Source organism: Leeuwenhoekiella sp. H156 (assembly GCF_052218455.1).
GTDB classification, from domain to species: Bacteria; Bacteroidota; Bacteroidia; order Flavobacteriales; family Flavobacteriaceae; genus Leeuwenhoekiella; species Leeuwenhoekiella parthenopeia.
This window is the reverse complement of record NZ_CP197499.1, coordinates 3,660,088-3,682,024: the sequence shown is the minus strand read 5'-3', so window position 1 is coordinate 3,682,024 and position 21,937 is coordinate 3,660,088. Positions and strand designations below refer to the sequence as shown.

Annotated in this window: 20 protein-coding genes; 11 read left to right on the top strand and 9 right to left on the bottom strand. The window is 41.6% G+C overall.

From position 1 onward, the window contains the following. Positions 1–284 precede the first annotated feature (284 nt). The gene (locus tag ACSSS3_RS15555; protein WP_442845400.1) at positions 285–2,798 is read left to right on the top strand and encodes a transglycosylase domain-containing protein; all 2,514 of its coding nucleotides are present in this window, start codon (positions 285–287) and stop codon (positions 2,796–2,798) included. Between the two features lie 125 nt (positions 2,799–2,923). Next, positions 2,924–3,790 (top strand): sigma-70 family RNA polymerase sigma factor, encoded by an 867-nt coding sequence (locus ACSSS3_RS15550; protein WP_073097290.1) that lies wholly within the window; start codon positions 2,924–2,926, stop codon positions 3,788–3,790. A 69-nt stretch (positions 3,791–3,859) separates the two neighbouring features. On the opposite strand, the gene ACSSS3_RS15545 is transcribed toward ACSSS3_RS15550, so the two are convergent. The 5 genes from ACSSS3_RS15545 to ACSSS3_RS15525 form a co-directional block, all read right to left on the bottom strand. Next, positions 3,860–4,444, bottom strand: coding sequence for a type 1 periplasmic binding fold superfamily protein (locus ACSSS3_RS15545; protein WP_442845399.1), 585 nt, complete (start codon positions 4,442–4,444; stop codon positions 3,860–3,862). 10 nt (positions 4,445–4,454) lie between these two features. Further along, positions 4,455–6,863 (bottom strand): TonB-dependent receptor, encoded by a 2,409-nt coding sequence (locus ACSSS3_RS15540; protein WP_442845398.1) that lies wholly within the window; start codon positions 6,861–6,863, stop codon positions 4,455–4,457. 107 nt (positions 6,864–6,970) lie between these two features. Beyond that, positions 6,971–7,291, bottom strand: coding sequence for a hypothetical protein (locus ACSSS3_RS15535; RefSeq protein ID WP_442845397.1), 321 nt, complete (start codon positions 7,289–7,291; stop codon positions 6,971–6,973). A 9-nt stretch (positions 7,292–7,300) separates the two neighbouring features. After that, a complete protein-coding gene (locus ACSSS3_RS15530; protein ID WP_442845396.1) occupies positions 7,301–7,990 on the bottom strand; it encodes a DUF2490 domain-containing protein in 690 nt (229 codons plus the stop codon). A 9-nt stretch (positions 7,991–7,999) separates the two neighbouring features. After that, on the bottom strand, positions 8,000–9,520 hold the full coding sequence (locus tag ACSSS3_RS15525) for a DEAD/DEAH box helicase (protein ID WP_442845395.1): 1,521 nt from the start codon (positions 9,518–9,520) through the stop codon (positions 8,000–8,002). 264 nt (positions 9,521–9,784) lie between these two features. Between ACSSS3_RS15525 and ACSSS3_RS15520 the strand changes: the two genes are divergently transcribed. After that, on the top strand, positions 9,785–10,165 hold the full coding sequence (locus ACSSS3_RS15520) for a hypothetical protein (protein ID WP_442845394.1): 381 nt from the start codon (positions 9,785–9,787) through the stop codon (positions 10,163–10,165). Between the two features lie 148 nt (positions 10,166–10,313). Here the strand turns inward: ACSSS3_RS15520 and ACSSS3_RS15515 are convergent, their stop codons facing one another. Next, positions 10,314–11,033, bottom strand: a complete 720-nt coding sequence (locus ACSSS3_RS15515; RefSeq protein ID WP_442845393.1) for an SDR family oxidoreductase — start codon at positions 11,031–11,033, stop codon at positions 10,314–10,316. A gap of 140 nt (positions 11,034–11,173) precedes the next feature. Here ACSSS3_RS15515 and ACSSS3_RS15510 point away from each other — a divergent pair, with 140 nt between their 5' ends. The 5 genes from ACSSS3_RS15510 (at position 11,174) to ACSSS3_RS15490 (ending at position 14,573) form a co-directional block, all read left to right on the top strand. Then, on the top strand, positions 11,174–11,791 hold the full coding sequence (locus tag ACSSS3_RS15510) for a YqaA family protein (protein ID WP_228231641.1): 618 nt from the start codon (positions 11,174–11,176) through the stop codon (positions 11,789–11,791). A 1-nt stretch (position 11,792) separates the two neighbouring features. Beyond that, on the top strand, positions 11,793–12,074 hold the full coding sequence (locus tag ACSSS3_RS15505; protein ID WP_228231614.1) for a DUF3817 domain-containing protein: 282 nt from the start codon (positions 11,793–11,795) through the stop codon (positions 12,072–12,074). An 83-nt stretch (positions 12,075–12,157) separates the two neighbouring features. After that, positions 12,158–12,766, top strand: a complete 609-nt coding sequence (locus ACSSS3_RS15500; RefSeq protein WP_442845392.1) for a M15 family metallopeptidase — start codon at positions 12,158–12,160, stop codon at positions 12,764–12,766. 204 nt (positions 12,767–12,970) lie between these two features. Next, complete coding sequence (locus ACSSS3_RS15495) at positions 12,971–13,705, top strand: ferritin-like domain-containing protein (protein WP_442845391.1); 735 nt, start codon at positions 12,971–12,973, stop codon at positions 13,703–13,705. A gap of 25 nt (positions 13,706–13,730) precedes the next feature. Next, positions 13,731–14,573, top strand: a complete 843-nt coding sequence (locus tag ACSSS3_RS15490) for a ferritin-like domain-containing protein (protein WP_442845390.1) — start codon at positions 13,731–13,733, stop codon at positions 14,571–14,573. A 71-nt stretch (positions 14,574–14,644) separates the two neighbouring features. Here ACSSS3_RS15490 and yajC read toward each other — a convergent pair whose 3' ends face one another. From yajC to nusB, 3 genes are all read right to left on the bottom strand, one after another. After that, on the bottom strand, positions 14,645–14,941 hold the full coding sequence (gene yajC, locus ACSSS3_RS15485; RefSeq protein ID WP_228231610.1) for a preprotein translocase subunit YajC: 297 nt from the start codon (positions 14,939–14,941) through the stop codon (positions 14,645–14,647). 9 nt (positions 14,942–14,950) lie between these two features. Further along, positions 14,951–15,415 (bottom strand): DUF1573 domain-containing protein, encoded by a 465-nt coding sequence (locus ACSSS3_RS15480; RefSeq protein WP_442845389.1) that lies wholly within the window; start codon positions 15,413–15,415, stop codon positions 14,951–14,953. Between the two features lie 167 nt (positions 15,416–15,582). Further along, the gene (gene nusB, locus ACSSS3_RS15475; protein WP_228231608.1) at positions 15,583–16,530 is read right to left on the bottom strand and encodes a transcription antitermination factor NusB; all 948 of its coding nucleotides are present in this window, start codon (positions 16,528–16,530) and stop codon (positions 15,583–15,585) included. Positions 16,531–16,896: 366 nt separating this feature from the next. Between nusB and ACSSS3_RS15470 the strand changes: the two genes are divergently transcribed. From ACSSS3_RS15470 to ACSSS3_RS15460, 3 genes are all read left to right on the top strand, one after another. Continuing rightward, positions 16,897–18,654 (top strand): ABC transporter ATP-binding protein, encoded by a 1,758-nt coding sequence (locus ACSSS3_RS15470; protein WP_442845388.1) that lies wholly within the window; start codon positions 16,897–16,899, stop codon positions 18,652–18,654. 67 nt (positions 18,655–18,721) lie between these two features. Continuing rightward, positions 18,722–19,093 carry a PUR family DNA/RNA-binding protein gene (locus ACSSS3_RS15465; RefSeq protein ID WP_228231606.1) on the top strand — a complete coding sequence of 124 codons (372 nt, stop codon included), beginning with the start codon at positions 18,722–18,724 and terminating at the stop codon, positions 19,091–19,093. Between the two features lie 174 nt (positions 19,094–19,267). Next, on the top strand, positions 19,268–21,787 hold the full coding sequence (locus ACSSS3_RS15460) for a M14 family metallopeptidase (protein WP_442845387.1): 2,520 nt from the start codon (positions 19,268–19,270) through the stop codon (positions 21,785–21,787). The last annotated feature ends 150 nt before the right edge of the window (positions 21,788–21,937 follow it).

The following is a 21,937-nucleotide window of genomic DNA, read 5'->3' as shown; positions in this document are numbered from 1 at the left end:
GCTCGTTTGTGATTGATGAATGTGGCTTTTAAATTCGGTTTTTTCACCATCGGCACATTCCCCATTTAAAAGGAACAAGCCCACTGTCTTGTATACTTTCCGCTGCCTCGGCAGCCGTTAGTCTAATTTTAAACCTGAATAGAAAAGAACGTTTTTGATTGATGTTATATAAATAAGACGCGACAGAAGTTTTTTTGTTACAGTGCTTATAAAATATTTTTCGTGTTAAACTAATGTAAACCCCCATAGCTATCTTTCTGTAGAACTGTTACCTTTGTATTTTTATGAGAAATCCCTTGAAAAACAAGCCCAACACTTCTTTAAAACACAAGGCATTTAAGCTTTTTATCAAAACTTTAAAGTACGTTGAAATTGGGTTTCGTTTTGCCGCCCTTAAATTTCATACGGCTATTAAACGCAAGTGGGTGCGCTATCCGCTAATGGCAATGGGATCTCTATTTTTTTTGTTCTCCCTTTTCTTTTTAAGTATTTATCTGGGATTGTGGGGGAAACTTCCAACCAAATACGAACTTACTCATCTGGAGCAGGCTCTGGCCACTCAATTAGTGGATCGCAATGGCGAAAACATTGGCAATTATTACATTTTTGATCGAAGACCTATAGGCTTTGACGAGATTCCCGTACATCTTAAAAACGCACTGATTGCTACTGAAGATGCCCGGTTTTATAAGCACGACGGAGTTGATAAACTAAGCCTGATGCGTGTTTTCTTCAAAACCCTGCTTATGCGTGATGAATCTTCCGGAGGAGGAAGTACCCTTACGCAGCAGCTGGTCAAGAATATTTACGGTCGTCCTGATAGTGGGACTATGGGGCTTGTTATTTCCAAATTTAAAGAGTTTATAGTGGCTCAGCGTATAGAGCAGGTCTATACTAAAGAAGAAATTATAAACCTATATCTTAACACGGTACCCTTTCCTGATAACACCTATGGAATTGAAAGCGCCAGCCAAAAGTTTTTCAATAAAAGTACTGAACTCCTTACGCTTAACGAAGCCGCAATACTAGTAGGATCTCTTAAAGCCAATAACAGTTACAACCCACGTGTACATCCGGAACGGGCTAAAAAACGAAGGGATGTGGTAATCAATCAAATGTTGCGTTACAAATACCTGAAGCCTCAGGACACAATTGGGATGGAGCGTGATACCATCGTTCTCAGTTATCAGGAACGCAGCGATCTGGGCATCGCTCCTTACTTTAGAGAACTTATACGCAAAGAAGCCCGCGAACTCCTTAAAAACTACTCTAAGGAAGATGGCAGCTCGTACGATCTGTACAAAGATGGGCTTACCATTCACACCACCCTCGATAAAAAAATGCAGCAATATGCAGAAGCTTCAATGCGCGAACATATGGCAGCGCTGCAAACGCAATATGAAAAAGCCTACGGAAATTACGCCCCGTGGAATCAAAAATCAATCCTTCAGCCCTCTTTAGAACGACTGCCATATTACCAAAAACTTATTAAAGACAGTATTAGCGGGCAGGCTCTGGAAGATTCTCTGAATGTAAAGAAAGAACGTACCATTTTTGACTGGAACACCGACGAACGCAGACAGCTCATCTCGGTACGCGACAGCCTTTCACATTATCTTTCCCTTCTCAATTGCGGTTTTATAGCCATGGATCCTCAAACCGGCGGTATACTGGCTTACGTAGGAGGTATCGATTTTCAAAATTTTAAATACGATCACGTAAGTCAAAGTGAGCGTATGGTGGGGTCTACCTTTAAACCCTTTGTGTACACCACTGCCCTTGAACAACAAATGGACCCCTGTACTTATTACGATGGTGCCAAACAGGTATATCATTTTAACGAGAAAGTCTGGTCGCCGTCAAATTCAGGTGGTGAGGGCGAAGATCTCAAGTATTCCTTAAAAGGGGCTTTGAGCAACTCTATAAATACCGTTGCCGTTAAAGTGTTACTCGATGTAGGTATTGGTAAGGTGATTTCGCAGGCCAGACGTATGGGGATAGAATCAAAATTACCCTATGTTCCTTCATTGGCATTAGGTACAGCACAGATAAAAATGCGCGATTTGGCCTCTGCCTATACTTCATTTGTAAATCAGGGTAAACCCGCAAAACCATATTATATCACAAAAATTGTAGATCGCAGTGGCCGGGTCATAGCAAAATTTGAACCTCAAATCGCTGAAAAACCGGTGATGCGCAGCAGTACCAGACAGGCAATGATAGAAATGATGAAAGCTACTGTAAGTGAAGGTACAGCTACCCGACTAAGGTACACGTATAAGCTCAAAAATGACATTGCCGGAAAGACCGGGACCACTCAGGATAATAAAGATGGCTGGTTTGTGGGGATTACACCAACAATTGTTGCCGTAACCTGGGTAGGTAATGATGATTATCGTATTGGCTTTAGCAGTACAGGTCTGGGCGCAGGAGCAAATTCGGCTTTGCCTATTTATGCTAAATGGATGCAAAGACTTAATGCCGATACAACCTATGCTTCTTTGACCTCACAGCGATTTAGAAGTCCGTCTCAGGAAGTAGCCAGCTCATTAAATTGCCCGCCTGTAGTGCGTGACAGTACAAGTTCTGGAGTTCAATCATTTTTTGAGTCCATTTTTAACGGTCAGGAAGAAGAGTCTGTAGAAGAGGTTTACCTGGATGATCGGGGTAAAATATTAAAAACCGTAGAGCAGGTTGTTGAGCCTGACCCTGAAGTTCAGGAAGAAGAAGAGGAAGGCAACAATGGGGGTTTCTTTTCGTTCTTAAAACGGAAGAAAAAGAAAAAAGACGATCAATAACCCCGTAATTAAGCAATTTCCGGGCAATCAAATGTTAAATTACTATTAAAGATGGTTAATTAATTTGATTTGATAGATATCCATGTTATAATACATTCTAATTACTTTAAAAAACAAATTTATATATGAGACAACTCAAAATCACCAAGCAGGTAACCAATCGGGAATCAAAATCTTTAAACACGTATTTACAGGATGTAAGCAAACTCGATATGATTACCGCTGATGAGGAGGTCGAGTTGGCACAACGTATTCGTGAAGGCGATCAGGTTGCTTTAGAACGATTGACGAAGGCTAATTTGCGTTTTGTGGTTTCTGTTGCAAAACAGTATCAAAATCAAGGCTTAAAATTGCCCGATTTGATTAACGAAGGTAACGTAGGTCTTGTAAAAGCCGCTAAGCGTTTTGATGAAACCCGTGGTTTTAAATTTATTTCCTATGCTGTATGGTGGATTCGCCAATCTATTTTACAGGCGATTTCAGAGCATTCCAGAACCGTGCGTTTACCACTTAACAAGATTGGTACAATAAGTAAGATCAACAAAGCTTTTTCTTATTTAGAGCAAAGTTTGGAGCGTCCGCCATCTGCAGATGAGATTGCAAAAGAACTTGATATGACCGTTGCCAAGGTAAAACTGGCAATGAAGAATTCAGGTCGTAATCTATCGATGGATGCACCGTTTAAAGAAGGTGAAAACGACTCTAACCTGTACGACGTATTGAAGTCTGGTGAGTCTCCAAATCCGGATGCAGATTTAATGCAGGAATCTTTGGGTACCGAGATTGAGCGTGCTCTAGAAACCCTGTCACCTCGTGAGTCTGACGTTATTAAATTAAACTACGGTTTGGGTGGTGAGCAGCCGCATACCCTTCAGGAAATTGGTGAGATGTTTGATTTAAGCCGTGAACGCGTACGTCAAATCCGTGAAAAAGGAATTCGCAGATTACGCCACACCTCAAGAAGTAAAGTGCTAAAAACCTATTTAGGTTAAAATATTTACCTGGTAAATAAAAAAATGCCCTGCTTTCGCAGGGCATTTTTTATACTTTAAAGTTGACTATTATTCAATAGTCAGGTCAAAGGTTTGAGCAACATCGGTCTCTCCACCTGCATTAGTTAAGTTACCTTCACTTACACCTTCTGCATCTTTATTAGGCTCGTGACGCAGGGTAACGGTAAACTGACCGGTTGATGCAGCCCCGGCTTGCATAGTAAAAGAAAGCCCCACAGGATTTGTACTACCATTAGTTAAATAATCATTTTCTTCATCAGCATAAACAGCCGTAGCATCTAATCCTCCGGTAACCTGATAGAAAAACTGATGCTCATCTGCTTCTTCCTCGATCTCTTCATTAATTACTTCTGCAGGAGAAACAGTCTCATTTTGAAGAACAATACTTCCTGAATACTGCATACCAGCCTGCAGGTTGCCCGAGACCGTTCTTACAGGAGCATCGGGGCCATCCCCATCTAAATCTCTTGAAGTTAATGTTACCGTGCTTCCGGTTTGAGGCACAAGAGTTACCGTTACCGTAGTTATTACTTCTTCCTCGTTTATGATTTCCGGTGTTCCCTCATCGTCTGAACAGCTTGAGAAACTGATTAGTGCTAAAAGTAAAAGGCTTGAGATTTTTAAATTTTTCATGATTTGATATTTAATAATTAAGTTTTATTTGAATTTTAAAATTTCGTCCCAAATCATCAGCGAAATAGCGCTGACGATTCAGGTAATCGCGATAGGCCGTATTAAAAATATTATCTACAAAGAGGCCTAGAGTCAGTGTAGATTTATTAAGCACCTTAAATTCTGCTGAAGATGCCAGGTTAAATAAACTGTATGCTTCGGGAGATTCACTTACACGTACATTTTCGGTCACTTCAGATCCCGAATCGTTGATATAGGTTACCTCAAAATCAGTATCGGGAAATCGCGTTTGTTTAAAAACACTTTGATTACGTAAGGAAACATTTAGATTATTCCATTCCGCTTTGCGAAAGGAAAAAGTGGTGTTCACATTAGGCGCCGGCATATCAATTAAGGGTCTGTCACGATCCAAATCCTGCCCGTTTACATAAGCAAATGCGGTTTTTAGATCAAACTGATCATTAAAATAATAGGCTGCCTGAAGATCTACGCCAAATAACCGCGCATCCACCTGAGAATACTCGTAAACAGGAAATGCACCGCGATTGGTGTACTGAAGCCCTGTTGGCTCAAGAATTATAAAATCGTTGATCTGATTGTAATAGGGATTAATCCCAAAGCTGAACCCTCCGGTCTGACCATTTAATTCAAGACTGGTTTTATAGGATTGCTCCTGTTTGATACGCAGATCTCCCAGTTCGATAATCGCAGCTGAATGGTGCAGGCCGTCACTAAATAATTCTGCAGGATTTGGAGCTCGCGAAGCAGAGCTGAAATTGAGTTTCAAATCCCAGTTGTTTGCAAACTGATACCTACCTCCCAGCGTTCCCGAAAAGTTATGATAATCAAATACCGGATTTATCAGCAATTGGTTGTCAAAACGCTCAACGATTAAATCTGAAAAATCGGCATCATAATCGCGATCTTCCCAGCTGCTGTTCAGATAGTATTTTTGAGCGTCAATCTCATTGAAATCATACCTGAAACCACCATCTATTTTAATGCTGCTATTGATGTCATACGAGGCTGTTGCATAAGCTCCAAGAGTGTACATCGCATAATCAGGTATCAGACGTCTAATGTCTGTTTCCGGATTCGGGAAGTTTTCCTGATAGGAAGCTTCAACCCCAAAATCTGCCTTAAAATCAGACCGCGCGTCATAAGCAAAATTACTTTGCAGCGTATGCGTAGTTAGTTTTAAGTCAAGACTGGGTTTATCGCGGTTTTCTCCCCTTCTGATGTCATACTCTAATCGGTTGTTTTGCTGAAACGAATAATCAAGAGTGAGTTTTCCGGCTTTCTCAAAGCGCTTAAACAGACCTAGTTTGGCTAAATGATGCCTCACATCCTGTTTTGGTGCATTGATATCGTAGGTAAAATCCCTGATGACATCAGGCTCTCCGCTATTGATCGCTCGTATAAGGTCACTCACATTACCAATATGACTGGCTCTGAGAATACCTATTTCAGCATCATACATACTGTAATAGGCGTCAAAACCATAGGTGAACTTATCTAGCCCCACACCTACCGAAAAATCATTTTCAGAAACTCCGGTATTCGATAAAACATAATCTGGTGCTTCACGATCGCCCGAACGCTTTCGGGTTCCCTGACCCTGAAGGTAAAAGCCGCTTTTATAAGCTTTCATCAGGGTTGTAGTAATACCGTAGCCACGGCCATTGGAGGCACCGCTAAGAATTGTTTTTCCATACAGGGTGTCCTTGGCCGGCGCCTTGGGGGATTCGGTTAAAATCACTCCTCCTACCGCATCGCCACCGTAGCGCAGGGCACTCGCTCCTTTTACAACAGTTACGTTTGCAGCAGTATTTAGATCCAGGTTTGGAGCGTGCTCTACTCCCCACTCCTGATCTTCCATACGCGTACCGTTATTGATTATCAATACACGGCTGCTGTGCAATCCCTGAATAACCGGCTTTACGACCGTACTCCCGGTATTAAGTGACGAAACACCGGGTATTTCCCGGAGTGCATCTCCCAAACTGGCGTTGCTATAGCTTTCCAGATCTTCGGTCTGCAGTACCTGAGCAGCACTGGATGAAGAACCCTTTGTCGTGTTTTGCCCCTTTACGGTAACGGCATTTAGCTCTTCGGTATGATGCTCGAGTTTAAAATCGCGCTTTACATTACCATTTAGCTCAATTGTAAAATCGGCAACCTCACACTCCGGATGCGTGATCGTAATGACATAGGTACCTTCGCAAAGACCGTTAAGTATGTATTTCCCATCAAAATCTGTCAGGGCATATTTTTGATATCCATTTATACTTAAAGTAGCATTGGGTAATACCTGGCCATCGTGAAAATCGCGTACCACACCGCTAATGCTGTATTGGCATTCCTGTGCCTGCATAGCTATACTAAATAGGCTTGCGAGCACTAAAGTGAAAAATTTCATAGTGAATCTATATTTCAGTTCATCCGAAAGGAGAACTGATTTTCAGTTTATAAAATCAACCCATTCTATTGCTTAAAAACAATAGGATAAAGGTTGCAAAGCTTGTATTAAACTGATGCAGACGGGGGTGCTTTATTAAGAGATTTCCCGGTAAGAACGGGAATATTTTGAATAGTTGTGTAGAAAAAAGTCTTTTGAATACGGGTAATGACAACTACCGGAGACTGCACCCCATCATAGGCCTGTGGCAAATAAAAATCAGTCTGATTTTTCTGTTTATGGCTTAAAAGACATAATTCACAATGATGGTTGTTTAAATCATCCTTATCGTGAACGTATTTGTGTAAATCGGCAACTTTAAAAGCAAAAACAGCCAGTACCAAAAAGATACTGAGCAGCAGTTGTATGTTTTTACTTTTAAAAATCATTAACTATCGTTAAAAAGTTTGAATCAAACTTACTATAAGCTGGCCTTTGGTTTGGGTATTTGTAATTTCACGCATATAACCCAATTCTGTAGTAATACCAGGTGTAAATTTATAACCTGTACCGCCAAAAAACCAAAGCCTGTCAAATAAATTTGGCGTAACTACCGTCTTTTTCCCATTTATGAAAACTTCACCGGCAGTCCACAAATAAAAGGTTTTTGGGGCAATTTCCTTGGCGTTTAACGCAATTTTTGCATTTAGCATATAGCGATAACGCATTCTAAAATCCTGATTTTCGATAATACGCTCCTCAAATCGTATGCGGTGTAGAAAATACAATCTGGATGCCATCTTTTGATTCCAAATCACATCCTGATACGGTCTGTGCTCGTAAAATGTCTCTTCATTTTCCCCAAAAAAGCCGGAAGTAAAATAAGAATAACCTGCAAGCAGCTTTAAAGGTGTGTCCTTGGGTTTATAAAACAAGCCTGCTCTTAAAATGGATTGCTGAAAATCGCCGGCAACTTCAAAATTACGAAGCTGTACATCCCCCATTAGTCCAAACTGAGAGTCTTTAAAGTTTGTTGTAAAAAAATAACCATACCAGGCCCCCAAAGTGGAGTTTCCTTCCTGAGCTTGTAATTTGCCTGTTATTATTAAACTTAAAATGGCAAAAAATAGAAAAAAGCCTTTATTCAAAATTGAAAATTATTGCGCAGGAACATTGGCATACATCTGACTCAGTTTTAAACGTAGCTTTCGCATATAATCTTCCTCGAGCCAGTCTTTATAGTTTTTGGTGTTCTTCATAATACAGTAAGAATACTGTCTGATACGGTATTGTATTTCTTCCTTAAGTTCCCGCGCAAGAATACGCGCATCAAAAATGTCTTCGGTATTCTCAAAAACAATTTGAGCGTGCTGATTTATAGATCGTTCTAAAGCTTCCTTAGATTTTAGACCTTTGGCAAAAACTTCCTCGTACTCCTTTTTGATATCAAAATCAATATTGGTGCTGTTGCTGAATTGTGCCCGAAGCTCAGGTGGCATAACGTATTCAAAATTACGCTCTATTTCCTCGTCACTTATCAGATTTTCCAGATAAAAATCAGGATACAGGAAGATATCATTCCAGTCCATCGGAGCATCCCAAAGTCCGAAACGTGCCATGTTATTCCCCAGATCAATGACCTGAAAACTCTTTTTGTCCGGCAAAATACGTGAACCCCGACCTATCATTTGAAAATACAGCGTGAGTGAACGTGTTGCCCGGTTTAGAATAATGGTTTCGACGGTAGGTTCATCAAAACCGGTAGTAAGAATACTTACCGAAGTAAGTATGGCATCGGGTGTGTTTTTAAACCATTTTAAGATCGCCTTTCGCTCTTTATTGGTATGCGTATTGTCTAAATGACGCACGTCGTAGCCGGCTTCTCTAAAGGTTTCGTACACATATCTGGAGGTATTGATCCCGTTATTAAAGATCAGCGTTTTGGTGCCTTTAGCGCGCTCCTCGTAAGCACTCAGCAGCTTTTCCTGCATACTGTGGTTGGTATACAGTATTTCTGATGACTTCACGGTGTAATCCCCGTTAATCCCAACCTGCAGCGTTTTAAGCCCCACATCATAAGAATGCACGTGAGCTTTAGCTAAAAATCCTTTCTCAATTAATGAACCTATACTCTCACCAATAATAAGCTTGCGGTAGTTGTCTTTCATAGGCAACTTCACATTAGAACTCAGCGGAGTAGCCGTAACACCAAGTATAAAGGCATCCTTAAAATAACTGAAGAGTTTTCTAAACGAATTGTAATGCGCTTCATCTATAATGACCAGCCCTACATCATCAATATCTATCTTCTCATCCTGAAGCCGGTTGTTAAGCGTCTCTACCATCGCCACATAACACATATAATTTTCATGACCCTCAAGGTTTTTAACCTTGGAGTTAATGATCATATTTGGTACGTTAAAGGTTTTGAGCATTTTTGAGGTCTGTGAGGACAACTCAATACGATGGGTAAGAATCACGACCTTCTTTTGCTTCTGCTCTATATATCTGCGTACGATTTCAGAAAAAATAACCGTTTTACCGCCACCCGTGGGTAGCTGGTAAAGCAGATTAAAATCATCGGCCTCTTCTTCCATACAGGAAAAAATCCGGTCGAGATCATTTAACTGGTATTTGTATAATTCTTTTCCGCTATTTGAATCCTGCTCTTGCGCCATACTGCTTTTTAGTAGCTCTGTGTAATTATGAATTTTGCAAAAATAAGGGATTTAAAGGGCTTATCGTAAGATTCTGCGTGGAATTACCAATTTGGCAATAAAGTCTCTTTATTCTGAAAAATCTACAAAGTCTCAAAGTCTAATCAAAAGACCTTATAGTCCAGATCCTAAGCTTCCGCACATATTAAAAAAAAATGCCCGTTTGAATTTGAAAAAAAAAGCTTCAAACCGTTACCTTTGTTTTCTAAATAAAACCCATCAATTTTGAAGAACCCGAAAGCACAAAAACTTATAAATAAGCTCATAGAAGAAGTTGAGTTGAACGGCATCATTACCAATACGATCGTTGCCGACCTAAAGGATCTGAGACCTTTCGCTGTTGAAGAAAAGCGTCCCCTTTTAGCTAAAACCATACGTTTAACCTTTGAGCACATTGAAGAATACCAAACTTTTGATATCCCAATCCCTGAAGAAGAACCCATTGAGGGCTATGAAGAACTGCTTGAGGATCAGGAAAATCAATCAACACCTGAAGAAAGCCTGCTCTACTTACTCAACCTTATTGCCGAACCTGAAAATAAAGCAAACAGACTTGATTTAAGGACTTACGTTGAAGCGCTACAGGAATATGCTGAAGAAAACTAAATTCTCTTCAGCCTTATAGAAATAAAAAGGACCGTCTGATAAACAGACGGTCTTTTTGTTTGATACTAATTTACCTGATAAGCCTTATGATTTTCTAATAGTACAGTGTACCCTGAAGGAAATGGGCCAAATCAGGCTTTATAGTAGTTTAATTCTTTGGTGGTTTAGAAGGTCGCACCTCGATTTTACTTGGCAGGGTACGCGGATTCATTTTGAGCAGATCTACAATAAGCTCACCAATGTCTTCACTTTGTATCTTCCACGCATCCTCTTTCGAAGGTTCGTTACCATTAAAATGGGTAGCTACAGAACCCGGCATTATTGTAGAAACCTTAATATCGTCCTGTCTCAGATCGAGCATAACGGCCTGCGTAAATCCGGTAACCCCAAATTTACTGGCATTATACGCTGCTCCTCCAGCAAAGAAATTGGTACCTGCCAGACTCGAAATGGTGAAAATATAACCTTTAGATTTCTTCAGTTCGGTTAATGCGGCTTTTACGCTGTAAAAAACACCGGTCAGATTTGTATCTATGGTTTCCTGCCATTGGTCTACGGTCATATCCGAAATTCCGGCAAAATGGCCCAATCCTGCGTTGGCGACCAGTACATCCAGCTGGCCGAACTCTTTTAGAACCGTATCAACTGCCTGAACCTGACTGTCCATTTTACGCACATCAGCTTTCACACCAATAGCCTTTCCTTTTCCTTTTTTGTTTAATTCGGTAGCCGCTTTTTCAGCAGAAGTGAGATTGCGACTGGTTATGGCCACATTCATTCCCAGTTCTAATAGGGCCTCTGCGATGCCTCTACCTATTCCTTTGGTTCCCCCGGTTATGAGGGCAACCTTATCTTTAAATTTATCCATATGTTAAAATTAAGGGTATTACCGCGGATGCTAAAACCCGAACTTTTAAAGTTTTCCCAATTCTTTCTGTTTTGATACAGATTGTAGTGCACATCTTTGTAAGCCGCCAAAGCATAGGATATATTTGCAAAAAAATTACCATGTCCCAACAGCGCAAAACCGAAAAAAAATCACGCTTAAAGCTGCTGCACCAATATTATAAGTATACCGGTTTTTACAGCTTTCTCGCAGGAAGTCTCAAAAAGGCTATTACTCCGTTACTGGTTTTTGTCGCAATCCTTCTGGGCATTCATTATTTTGTTATTGACATCAATGACCTGCTGATCAAAATGACAAATACCTTCCCTCCTTTTTGGGTGCTTACGGTATTTTTTATTTCAGAAAGTATTCTTGGACTCATACCGCCCGAAATTTTTATTGCGTGGAGCGATAAAATGCCCGATCCCATTCTTTACCTGTCTCTTATAGCCGTGCTTTCCTATGCCGGCGGCATCGTAAGTTATTTTACCGGAAGAGCCGCAACCCGCATACCTGCTGTTCACGATTATCTGGAGGTTAAGATGGCAAAGCATCTTAAAAATGCACGTAAATGGGGAGGATTTTTAATTATTGTAGGCGCAACACTGCCCGTACCTTTTGCAGTGAGCAGTCTGGCTGCAGGTATGATCAAATACCCGTTTACAAGTTACTTACTATTTGGTTTGCTGCGTTTTGTTCGCTTTGCAGTGTACGGTGCTGCTATTTTTAATATGGTCTAAAATGATACAATCTTTTAAATGGATCGCAATTCTGGAGGGTATATCCTTCCTCCTGATACTATTTGTAACCATGCCGCTTAAATATATTTTTGATGAGGGACAGCCCAATCAAATCATAGGTATGGCCCACGGCTTTTTATTTCTTGCTTACGTGGTTATGGCTTTTCTGGTCAAATCTGAATTAAAGTGGAATACTAAAACCCTATTGATCGTTTTGGCGTGTTCTATAATCCCTTTCGGTACGTTCTGGATGGAACGCAAATATCTTGAGCCTTCTAAATAACCTCTTCCTTTTTTGTATTTTCAAACCTAATTAGCTGTATTGAAATACGGCGTAAAGACTTTTGTTCTCAAATAATACCAGACATGAAATACCTTACTCTCATTTTTATATGCGGTGTTTTTTTCGCTAATGCGCAAAGCGAAAGGGCTCCACTGGTAAAGTTAGATACTCTTAAAGACGGCTTTACCTATGATATCAGGTATGCAAGCACCAATAATTTTTTGAAAGAAGCATTTTACGATTGTGCTGCCTGTTATTTGAGACCGGAAGTTGCAGCGGCACTCAAGGAAGCCAATCACTATTTCTGCGAAAAGGGCTATCGCATTGTACTTTTTGACTGCTACCGGCCGGTAAGTGCGCAAAAAAAGATGTGGGCGGTGTACCCAAATGCGCAGTATGTTGCCAATCCCTATACCACCGGTTCTGTACATAATCGCGGTGCAGCAGTTGACATCAGCTTAGAAAAATTAGACGGCACTCCGGTAGATATGGGTACAGATCACGATTTCTTCGGCCGTGAGGCGCATATTGATAATACCGATTTACCTAAAAAAGTGCTCGAAAACCGAAAATTGCTTCAGGAAGGTATGATACGTTTTGGTTTTGAAACCATACGTACCGAATGGTGGCATTTCAACTACAAAAAGAATTATAGTTTTGAAATCATCAATTTTGATTTTGAGTGCGAATAGGCTTGTAATCAACAATTACCGCGTCTAAACCCTGATTTTAAAGCCTCTATCTTTTCCTCTTTTCTTTAAATTATTTTCAAAAAAGCTCGTTTAACATTGTAAAAAAATTATCCGCGAAGCCAATATACTGTTAAAATCCTAATTTAAAAATCCGCAACCCGCTTTCTCCCGTATGTATTAGCAGATAACCAAAAACTAAACATTATGGGAAAGAAAAAATCAATCGACGCCACAGCACAAAGTGTGGCTAGAAACCGCAGAAACTTTTTAAAAGTGAGCGGCCTCGCACTCGCCGGAACCGGTCTTTTACTTGCTTCCTGCGACAATGATGACGACGGGATGAAACAGATGGGCGGCGTTTTTGACCTGGGATCAGGAGATACCGGCGTACTCAACTACGCTTTCGCCCTGGAACAATTGGAAGCTGCCTTTTATACCAATGTACTGGATGGGTCTTACTGGGCCGGTGCAAATGCCGAAGAAAAAGCTATCCTTGAAGATTTATACAATCACGAAGTTAATCACAGAGACTGGTTTAAGGCAGCAATTGATGCAATTGTGACCAACTCGTCTCAGCGCTTACCTGCTAATCTTGAATTTGATTTCAGCAGTGTAGACTTCAGTAGCCGAACTTCAGTTCTTCAAACTGCACAGGCATTAGAAGATACTGGTGTAGGTGCCTACAACGGGGCCGGTATTTATATAAAAACACCCGCATACCTTACTCTTGCCGGCAAAATTGTTTCTGTTGAAGCCCGGCACGCAGCAGCTATTCGCTCGCTTATTAATGGAGATTCAGACTTTAAGGCGTTTGCCGGAGATGATATTGTTACTGAAGATACCGGTCTGGATGTGGCATACACACCTGCCAAAGTATTTGAAAATGCAGGACCGTTTATCAAAACTCCGTTTACATACTCAGACCCAATGGGCTCGTAAGTACTAACCTTTAAAGAAAATCATCATGAATATCATAAAATTTTTAGACGAATTCACAACTGAAAAACTACAGGCTCCTATGTCATCCAGACGCGAGATGTTTGGCCAACTGGGAACTATTAGTAAAAAAGCAGCAATGCTCGCCGTTCCGTTTGGTCTGGCTACCGCCGGTAATAAAGCGCAGGCTCAGGAGGTAGGCGATGTCCCCGCAATATTTAATCTGGCACTTACTTTAGAATATCTGGAAGCCGAGTTTTATATGAAAGCGCTTGAAAGCGGTGTGCTGAGCAGTAATGCCAAAGCACGTGCGATTTACGAGCAAATCTCACAACACGAAGATGCCCACGTAGCCTTTTTAAAACAGGCCTTAGGCAGTGCCGCGATAGATAAACCTACCTTCGATTTTACAGCGGGTGGAAATTTTGATCCTTTTATGGAAGATACGTCAACATCTGTTGATACCGCCTATACTCAACTCCTTATTTTGGCTCAGGCTTTTGAAGATACGGGCGTTCGTGCGTATAAAGGTCAGGCCGCAAATCTTATTGGTCAGGGTAACCTGCTTACCGCAGCTCTACAAATACACTCGGTTGAAGCGCGCCATGCTTCTGAAATCAGAAGACTTAGAGGCCTAGAAGGATGGATTACCCGTAACATTACAGGAATACCCGATTTAGGTGTTCAGGCGGCAAATGAAGGAGTGGCTTTAGTATATGAAGGAGAACAGAATACAACCCAAGGAGGAATTGACGTAACCACGCTGGGATCTGGTAATCCTTTCTCTTTAGATGCTTCCACCCAGGCTTATGACGAGCCTATGAATGGAGAAACTGCTTCAACAATAGCAAGCCTGTTTATAGTAAGTTAATACTGGTCGCTGATCGTAATAAAAAAACCCGATGTTTTAGGACATCGGGTTTTTTAGTTTATTGAAAATTCTTATTTCTTCTCCTTTTCTGTCTTTTCAGGCTCATTGAGCTTTTTAGAAAGCTCTAATGACAGGGCAGAACGCTCAAAACGCATCTTCCCGGCGCCTGCATCAAGCAAAACGCTATCATCATTAAGCTCCAAAATTTTACCGTGCAGACCGCTTTTAGTAATCACACGATCTCCACGTTTTAAGGCTTCAGAAAACTTCTTTTCTTCCTTTTGACGCTTCATTTGTGGGCGAATCATAAACAGATACACCACAGCGATCATCAAAAGAATAGGTAAAAAACTGGTTATTTGTTCCATTGTAGGGGATTATCCTTGTGCTGCAGGTCCTTCAGTAGGTTGCACAAAAGCGGTTATTTTTACAGTTTCAGTACCTTTTTCAGTATTCGATTTAACAGTTACAACCTTAGTAACTGCATTAAGGCCACTACCGTTATATTTTACCAAAAGTTCTCCGGTCTCACCTGGCTGAACGGGTTCTTCAGGAAAACTAGGTACTGTACAACCACAGGTGCTCGTAGCATCTACGATTACCAAAGGAGCTTTCCCGGTGTTTTTAAATTTGAATACGTGCTCCACTTCGGTACCTCTGGCGATATTACCAAAATCATAAGCCGTTTCTTCAAATTCTAAAACCGGAAAAACCGTTGCATTCTCATCGCGAGTTGCAGCCATTTCTACGTTTTCACCTTTAACTTTATCAGACGCATTGTCTTTACAGCCTGTAAATGCCATTGCAGCAACTATACCTGCAATAAAAAATACTTTTTTCATATTCATCAAATTTTTAAAAGTTCAAAAATACAATTTTATTGGCAACGCCAAAGGTATAACACCTTCAAGCTTTGCTTAAAACTAAATTTCAAACAACGCCCCGGGCCTGACCCGAAGCAGCTGTTTTAGCGGAGATTCTATAATCCCCACTCAAATCTCTGCAAAAGCTATTCCATAAGACCACGACCGGCCTTATTTAAACGGCCTTCCTTTTTATATTTTTTGACCAAACGGTCTAAAACCCCGTTTACAAAAATGCTGCTCTTGGGGGTTGAATATTCTTTAGAAAGCTCGAGGTATTCATTTATGGTTACTTTAACCGGTATTGACGGAAAACGCAAGAATTCACAAAGAGCCATCTTGATAAGTATTTTATCTAAAACCGCAATACGATCCTGATCCCAGTTTGGTGTATTCCCTAAAATTTCAGATTCAAATTCGGCATCGTTATGAGCGGTTCTCCTCAATAAATCACGGGCAAACTCCTGATCTTCATCGTCTTTATACAATTTGGGAAGGATGGTGCTTTCCGGTGAGTTGGGTTTCAATTTACCCAAACGCTTTACCAGTGTGGTATTTACAACCGGTAAATCATCGAGCCAGGTAATGCGGTAATCCTCCAGGTAATCGTAAAGCTTATCGTTTGGCGCAACAAATTCGGTAAACATATCGATCACAAACTGGCGGTCTTCTTTGAAACCGGTTTCGGCCTGCATCATATACTGCTCATACAGATCACTCTTAACGACTTCATCATAAATGAGCACGACATACTCGTTATCCAAACGCCAGTTTTTCAGCTTGGCTTTTTTGAGACTTTTGGCCAAAGTCTCATTTTCAGCGAGACGCACAAGAACCTCATTATTTACAAAACGTAAATTGGGATTGCGGTCTTCTTCTGTTGCGAGAATTTTTTGCTGGGAACGCTCGAGCATATCCTTTGCGTGAGCGTGAATTTCGGTTAGTAAATCTACGAGAACCAGATACAGGTCATACATCTGGGCAGTACTGGCATTGAGAAACTTTTCTTCTTTTTGTAAATCGGGCTGTTCGGCCTGACTTAAAGCATAAAGCGCCTGCATTACCTTAATGCGAATGTGCCTCCTGTTGAGCATAGCGTTAATGAACTTAAAGTGTTAATACCCGAAGGTATTTTAGAGCTTGGTTTGGCGAGCGGCCTTGATGATCCTGATTATCCTTTACGAAAATTAGACCCGGAGCCGAACGCTCAAAAACGCTGCAAAAATACATGATCTCTAAAAGTTCTGAGCCCAAAAACTGCTTTTTTATCTTAAAAATACCTGCGGGGCTTTTCTAAGCTGAATCGCGTATCTTTGTCGGCCGTCTTGAGCCTTCAATTTTCTGTCAGGACCACCAATTACAACTCGTTATGACAACCCATAATGGGTATTAGAAAACTAAAAATGCTTAACCATAAAATTAAGGCATTGATTATCTGCGGATAACAAAATTTTAAACAGATGAAGGAATTACAGCATCTCAATAAATATTTTAAAAAGTACAAATGGAAGCTCATTTTGGGGTTCTTCATCGTACTGGTTGCGCGCATATTTGCCATTCTTACGCCTAAGTTTAGTGGTGATATGATCAACCTGGTAGAGAATTATATGAGCGATGGCGGGGAGATGAGCGAATTACGGCATGATCTCCTTATGACCCTGCTTCTGCTTCTGGGAGCTGCGCTGCTTTCGGCCTTCTTCACCTTCTTAATGCGGCAGATGTTTATTGTAGTTTCCCGTTATATGGAAGCCGATCTTAAAAACGAGGTTTACGAGCAGTATCAAAACCTTTCGCTCAATTTTTACAAGAAAAACCGCACCGGCGACCTTATGAACCGCATTAGCGAAGACGTAAGCAAAGTACGAATGTATCTGGGACCGGCCATTATGTATGGGGTAACCACTTTTATACTTTTTGCGACGGTTGTTCCCTATATGTTTTACACCGCTCCCGAACTTACGCTTTATGTCATTATCCCCCTGCCCGTACTCTCGGTCGCGATTTATCAATTAAGCAAGCTTATACACAAACGCAGCACGATCGTGCAGGAGTACCTCTCGCATCTGAGCACCTTTACTCAGGAATCGTTTAGCGGGATTGGCGTTATAAAGGCATACGGGATTGAAAAACAAACCGCTGAGGGATTTGAAAAACTCAGCATTACCAGCAGGGATAAAAACCTCGATTTAGCAAAGGTGCAGGCCTTTTTCTTTCCGCTTATGATTGCTTTGATAGGCGTGAGTAACCTGCTCGTGATTTATATAGGCGGAAAAAAATACATTGACGGCAGCATTCCCGATCTGGGCGTGATTGTCGAATTTTTGATCTACGTAAATATGCTCACCTGGCCGGTTGCTTCTGTAGGTTGGATTACCTCTCTGGTACAGCAGGCCGAAGCTTCCCAAAAACGGATCAACGAGTTTTTAAATGAGGTACCCGATATTAAGAACCATACCCAGGCTCACACTCCCGTAACCGGAAAGATTACATTTAAGAACGTGAGTTTTACCTACGAAGACACAAACATTACAGCTCTTAAAGACATATCATTTGAGGTTAACAAAGGAGAAACCCTTGCGATTATAGGTAAAACCGGTTCCGGAAAATCTACCATTTTAGAACTTATAGGCCGTTTATACGACACTACAAGCGGCACTATACTCATTGATGAAACCCCCATAGCCGATCTTAACCTGAAAGACCTGAGAAGCAGCATTGGTTATGTACCTCAGGAAGCCTTTCTTTTTAGCGACAGCATCAAGGAAAACATCAAATTTGGTAAGAAAGACGCTACCGATGCAGAGGTGACTCAGGCTGCCAAAAACGCTTCGGTACACGACAATATCATTGACTTTTCTAAGGGCTATGATACGGTCCTGGGTGAACGCGGCATCACGTTAAGCGGTGGCCAAAAACAACGGGTATCTATCGCAAGGGCGATTATTAAAGATCCGCAGATCCTGCTCTTTGACGATAGTCTTTCAGCCGTAGATACGGAGACCGAAGAAGAAATTCTGGAGAATATTAAACGCATAGCGGCGACTAAAACCACCGTACTGGTAAGCCACCGTATTTCTTCGGCTAAAAATGCAGACAGGATAATTATCCTTGAAGATGGAGAGATCATTCAGCGTGGTACACACGAGGAGCTGGTGAATCAGGAAGGTTACTATCAGGAGCTGTATCGCAAGCAGCTGGAGGAAAAAGAAATGGAATAATTTTTTGTACACCATTTAATTTTTTTCCATTTTTGACAGCGTAATGCATATTAATTAAACCAAGAATATGAGCAATACTGAAATGAGGGGGAATGACGAGATATTCTCTAAAGTGTTAAGAGCAGGGCGCCGCACCTATTTTTTTGACGTACGTTCTACCCGTGCAGGAGATTATTACCTAACTATAACCGAAAGCAAGAAGTTTACCAATGATGATGGATCCTTTCATTACAAAAAACACAAAATCTACCTGTATAAAGAAGATTTTGAAGGGTTTTCTGAAATCCTGAACGAAATGACCGGTTATATTCTTGATGAAAAAGGAGAAGAGGTCATTAGCGAGCGTCACCAGAGTGATTATACCAAAGATGACGATGCTGAGCTGGTTGCTGAAAAACCTGCCAAAGCTTTCACCGATGTAAGCTTTGAAGATATTTAAAAATTAGGTCCAGTTATTAAAGCCGCAACTACTGCGGCTTTTTTTATGCCCAAAATTCAGTTTTAATAAAAGAACATCCGCGGGTAATGCTGTGGGTAGGGTATCTGCACATAAATCAATATCTTTAAAACCGAAGCATTTAATCAAAAGCATACAAGCTGCAAGTTCCCTATTATGAAACACCTTTTCGTTATTTTTCTCTGTATTGGATTTACCCTTTCTGCACAAAACACCACATCAAAACTTTCGCTCGATTATTACCTGCCCGATCAGGTTACCTACAATCCCGAAATACCAAAACCGCAGGACCTTTTGGGTTATATGCCCGGGGAATGGCACGTAAGCCATGACCAGCTCATCGGCTACATGCAGCGACTGGCTGAAGCCTCACCGCGTATACGTATTGAGCGTCGTGGCAGTACTTTTGAAGGTCGCCCTATCTTGTTGCTTACCATCACTTCGCCCCAAAATCAGCAAAATTTAGAGGAAATACGCGAGCGGCACGCAGCATTAACGGAAGAAGGCGGCGCCAATTTAGACACTTCAACTATGCCGGTTGTGGTATATCAGGGCATGAGTATTCACGGTAATGAAGCCAGTGGTTCTAATGCCGGTCTGCTGGCAGCCTATTACCTTGCAGCAGCCGAAGGTCCCGAAATTGAATCCCTGCTTAATGATGTGGTTATTCTTTTTGACCCGTCGTTTAATCCCGATGGTTTACAGCGCTTCTCCTTCTGGGCCAATACCAATAAAAACCAAACCATAACTGCCGATCCTCAGGACCGCGAGTATGACGAGATCTGGCCCGGCGGCCGCACCAATCACTATTGGTTTGACCTGAACCGCGACTGGTTACCGGCAGAATTACCCGAATCGCAGGCGCGTATAGAAACCTTTCACCAGTGGCATCCCAACATTTTGACCGATCATCACGAGATGGGCAGCAGTTCGTCTTTTTTCTTCCAACCCGGAATCCCAAGTCGTACGCACCCCCTCACTCCTGCCCTTAATCAGGAGTTAACCGCCGAAATAGGAACCTATCACGCAAAAGCTTTTGACAAAATTGGTTCGCTGTATTATACCGAAGAAGATTACGATGATTTTTACTACGGAAAAGGATCTACTTTCCCCGACATTAACGGAAGCATTGGTATTCTCTTTGAACAGGCCAGTTCGCGGGGGCACCTTCAGGAAACTGAAAACGGACTGCTCAGCTTTCCGTTTACCATTCGCAATCAGTTTACCGCCTTTTTATCTACACTTGAGGCAGCAAAGGCTATGCGAAACAAACTGCTCAATTACCAGCGTGATTTTTACACCAATTCAAGAGCTGAGCGCGGTAAGGATGCCTATATCTTTGGCAGTACAAACGATCCTGCACGTGCCGCGCATTTAGCCAAATTGCTCAAAAGACACCATATCGAAGTATATAAACCGGCACGGGAATATGAAGCTGACGGAAAAAAATTTGGTACAAACAGTAGCTATGTAGTACCCAAAACGCAAAAGCACAGCCGCTTGCTAAAAGCCATGTTTGAAACCCGTACCACGTTTCAGGACAGTTTATTTTACGACATTTCGGCGTGGAGTTTTCCACTGGCATTTAACCTCGATTTTAGTGACACTGCTCCTGCCGGTCTTCTCGGCGAAAAACTGGATAGCATCACATTGCCTCAACCGCTCACCCTGCGGCAAAGCAATTATGCCTATTTAATCCCATGGGGAGATTATTACGCCCCCAAAGCTTTAAACGCCATACTCAATAAAGATATTCGGGTTAAAATGGCCATGCAGCCCTTTACGCTTAATGGAAAAACCTATGATTACGGGACTTTAATGATCCCCGTGCAAAATCAAAAGCTGAATGCCGAAGCATTGCAAAGTTTCTTAGATGGAGTGGCCAAAAACGCACACGTAAAAATGGATGCCGTCTCAACCGGATCTACACAAGGTATTGATTTGGGAAGCCGGCAGTTTGAATCCTTAGAAAAGCAGCACATCGCACTTTTAGTGGGTGAAGGCATCAGTTCGTACGATGCCGGCGAGATCTGGCATTTGCTCGATACGCGTTTTGACATTTCGATCACCAAGTTAGATACCCGCAATTTCAGCCGATCAGATCTTAACCGGTATACAACAATCATTATGCCCTCAAGCTGGGGTAGCGCTCTTACAGACGAGGATGCCGAAAAACTGAAAAACTGGGTTCGTGAAGGAGGTACGCTTATCGGTTTTAAAAATGCCGCAAAATGGATGAAACGCCAGGGACTAGTCGATTTTACAGAAGTAGAAACCGAAAACCCGGCAACAGGAATACGTTTTGAGCAACGCAGTGATTTTAACGGCGCACAGGTTATAGGTGGTGCCATTTTTAAAGCCAAACTGGACCGCTCCCATCCTATCGCGTTTGGTTATGACCGGGATGAAATAAATCTTTTTAGAGATACTACCCTATTTATCGAAGCCGATGAAACCAGTTATAAAAATCCCGTTTTATATACCGAAGAACCCTTGGCCAGCGGTTACATTAGCGATATCAACCTTGAAGCCTTAAAAAGTACTCGCCCCTTTGTATATCAAAGCCTGGGCAGAGGTGATGTGCTTGTGTTTACAGACAACACCAACTTTAGAGCGTTCTGGTACGGAACCAGCAAGTTGTTTATGAACGCCATTTTCTTTGCCGGAGCGATGTAGGGTAACGGTTTGCGGTTTGCGGTTTGCGGTTTGCGGTTTGCGGTTTGCGGCAAAATATTTTGAAAATCTGGAATTCCGTATAAAACCTATAAATCGAAAGGGTATATTTACGAGAACGTAATCGTATAGTATACGCTTACAAACGTTTGT

Excerpts from the sequence above, each read along its gene's own strand:
- ACSSS3_RS15555 (WP_442845400.1), top strand. The coding sequence starts at position 285 with ATGAGAAATCCCTTGAAAAACAAGCCCAACACTTCTTTAAAACACAAG.
- ACSSS3_RS15550 (WP_073097290.1), top strand. The coding sequence starts at position 2,924 with ATGAGACAACTCAAAATCACCAAGCAGGTAACCAATCGGGAATCAAAA.
- ACSSS3_RS15545 (WP_442845399.1), bottom strand. The coding sequence starts at position 4,444 with ATGAAAAATTTAAAAATCTCAAGCCTTTTACTTTTAGCACTAATCAGT.
- ACSSS3_RS15540 (WP_442845398.1), bottom strand. The coding sequence starts at position 6,863 with ATGAAATTTTTCACTTTAGTGCTCGCAAGCCTATTTAGTATAGCTATG.
- ACSSS3_RS15535 (WP_442845397.1), bottom strand. The coding sequence starts at position 7,291 with ATGATTTTTAAAAGTAAAAACATACAACTGCTGCTCAGTATCTTTTTG.
- ACSSS3_RS15525 (WP_442845395.1), bottom strand. The coding sequence starts at position 9,520 with ATGGCGCAAGAGCAGGATTCAAATAGCGGAAAAGAATTATACAAATAC.
- ACSSS3_RS15515 (WP_442845393.1), bottom strand. The coding sequence starts at position 11,033 with ATGGATAAATTTAAAGATAAGGTTGCCCTCATAACCGGGGGAACCAAA.
- ACSSS3_RS15510 (WP_228231641.1), top strand. The coding sequence starts at position 11,174 with ATGTCCCAACAGCGCAAAACCGAAAAAAAATCACGCTTAAAGCTGCTG.
- ACSSS3_RS15505 (WP_228231614.1), top strand. The coding sequence starts at position 11,793 with ATGATACAATCTTTTAAATGGATCGCAATTCTGGAGGGTATATCCTTC.
- ACSSS3_RS15500 (WP_442845392.1), top strand. The coding sequence starts at position 12,158 with ATGAAATACCTTACTCTCATTTTTATATGCGGTGTTTTTTTCGCTAAT.
- ACSSS3_RS15495 (WP_442845391.1), top strand. The coding sequence starts at position 12,971 with ATGGGAAAGAAAAAATCAATCGACGCCACAGCACAAAGTGTGGCTAGA.
- ACSSS3_RS15490 (WP_442845390.1), top strand. The coding sequence starts at position 13,731 with ATGAATATCATAAAATTTTTAGACGAATTCACAACTGAAAAACTACAG.
- yajC (WP_228231610.1), bottom strand. The coding sequence starts at position 14,941 with ATGGAACAAATAACCAGTTTTTTACCTATTCTTTTGATGATCGCTGTG.
- ACSSS3_RS15480 (WP_442845389.1), bottom strand. The coding sequence starts at position 15,415 with ATGAAAAAAGTATTTTTTATTGCAGGTATAGTTGCTGCAATGGCATTT.
- nusB (WP_228231608.1), bottom strand. The coding sequence starts at position 16,530 with ATGCTCAACAGGAGGCACATTCGCATTAAGGTAATGCAGGCGCTTTAT.
- ACSSS3_RS15470 (WP_442845388.1), top strand. The coding sequence starts at position 16,897 with ATGAAGGAATTACAGCATCTCAATAAATATTTTAAAAAGTACAAATGG.
- ACSSS3_RS15465 (WP_228231606.1), top strand. The coding sequence starts at position 18,722 with ATGAGCAATACTGAAATGAGGGGGAATGACGAGATATTCTCTAAAGTG.
- ACSSS3_RS15460 (WP_442845387.1), top strand. The coding sequence starts at position 19,268 with ATGAAACACCTTTTCGTTATTTTTCTCTGTATTGGATTTACCCTTTCT.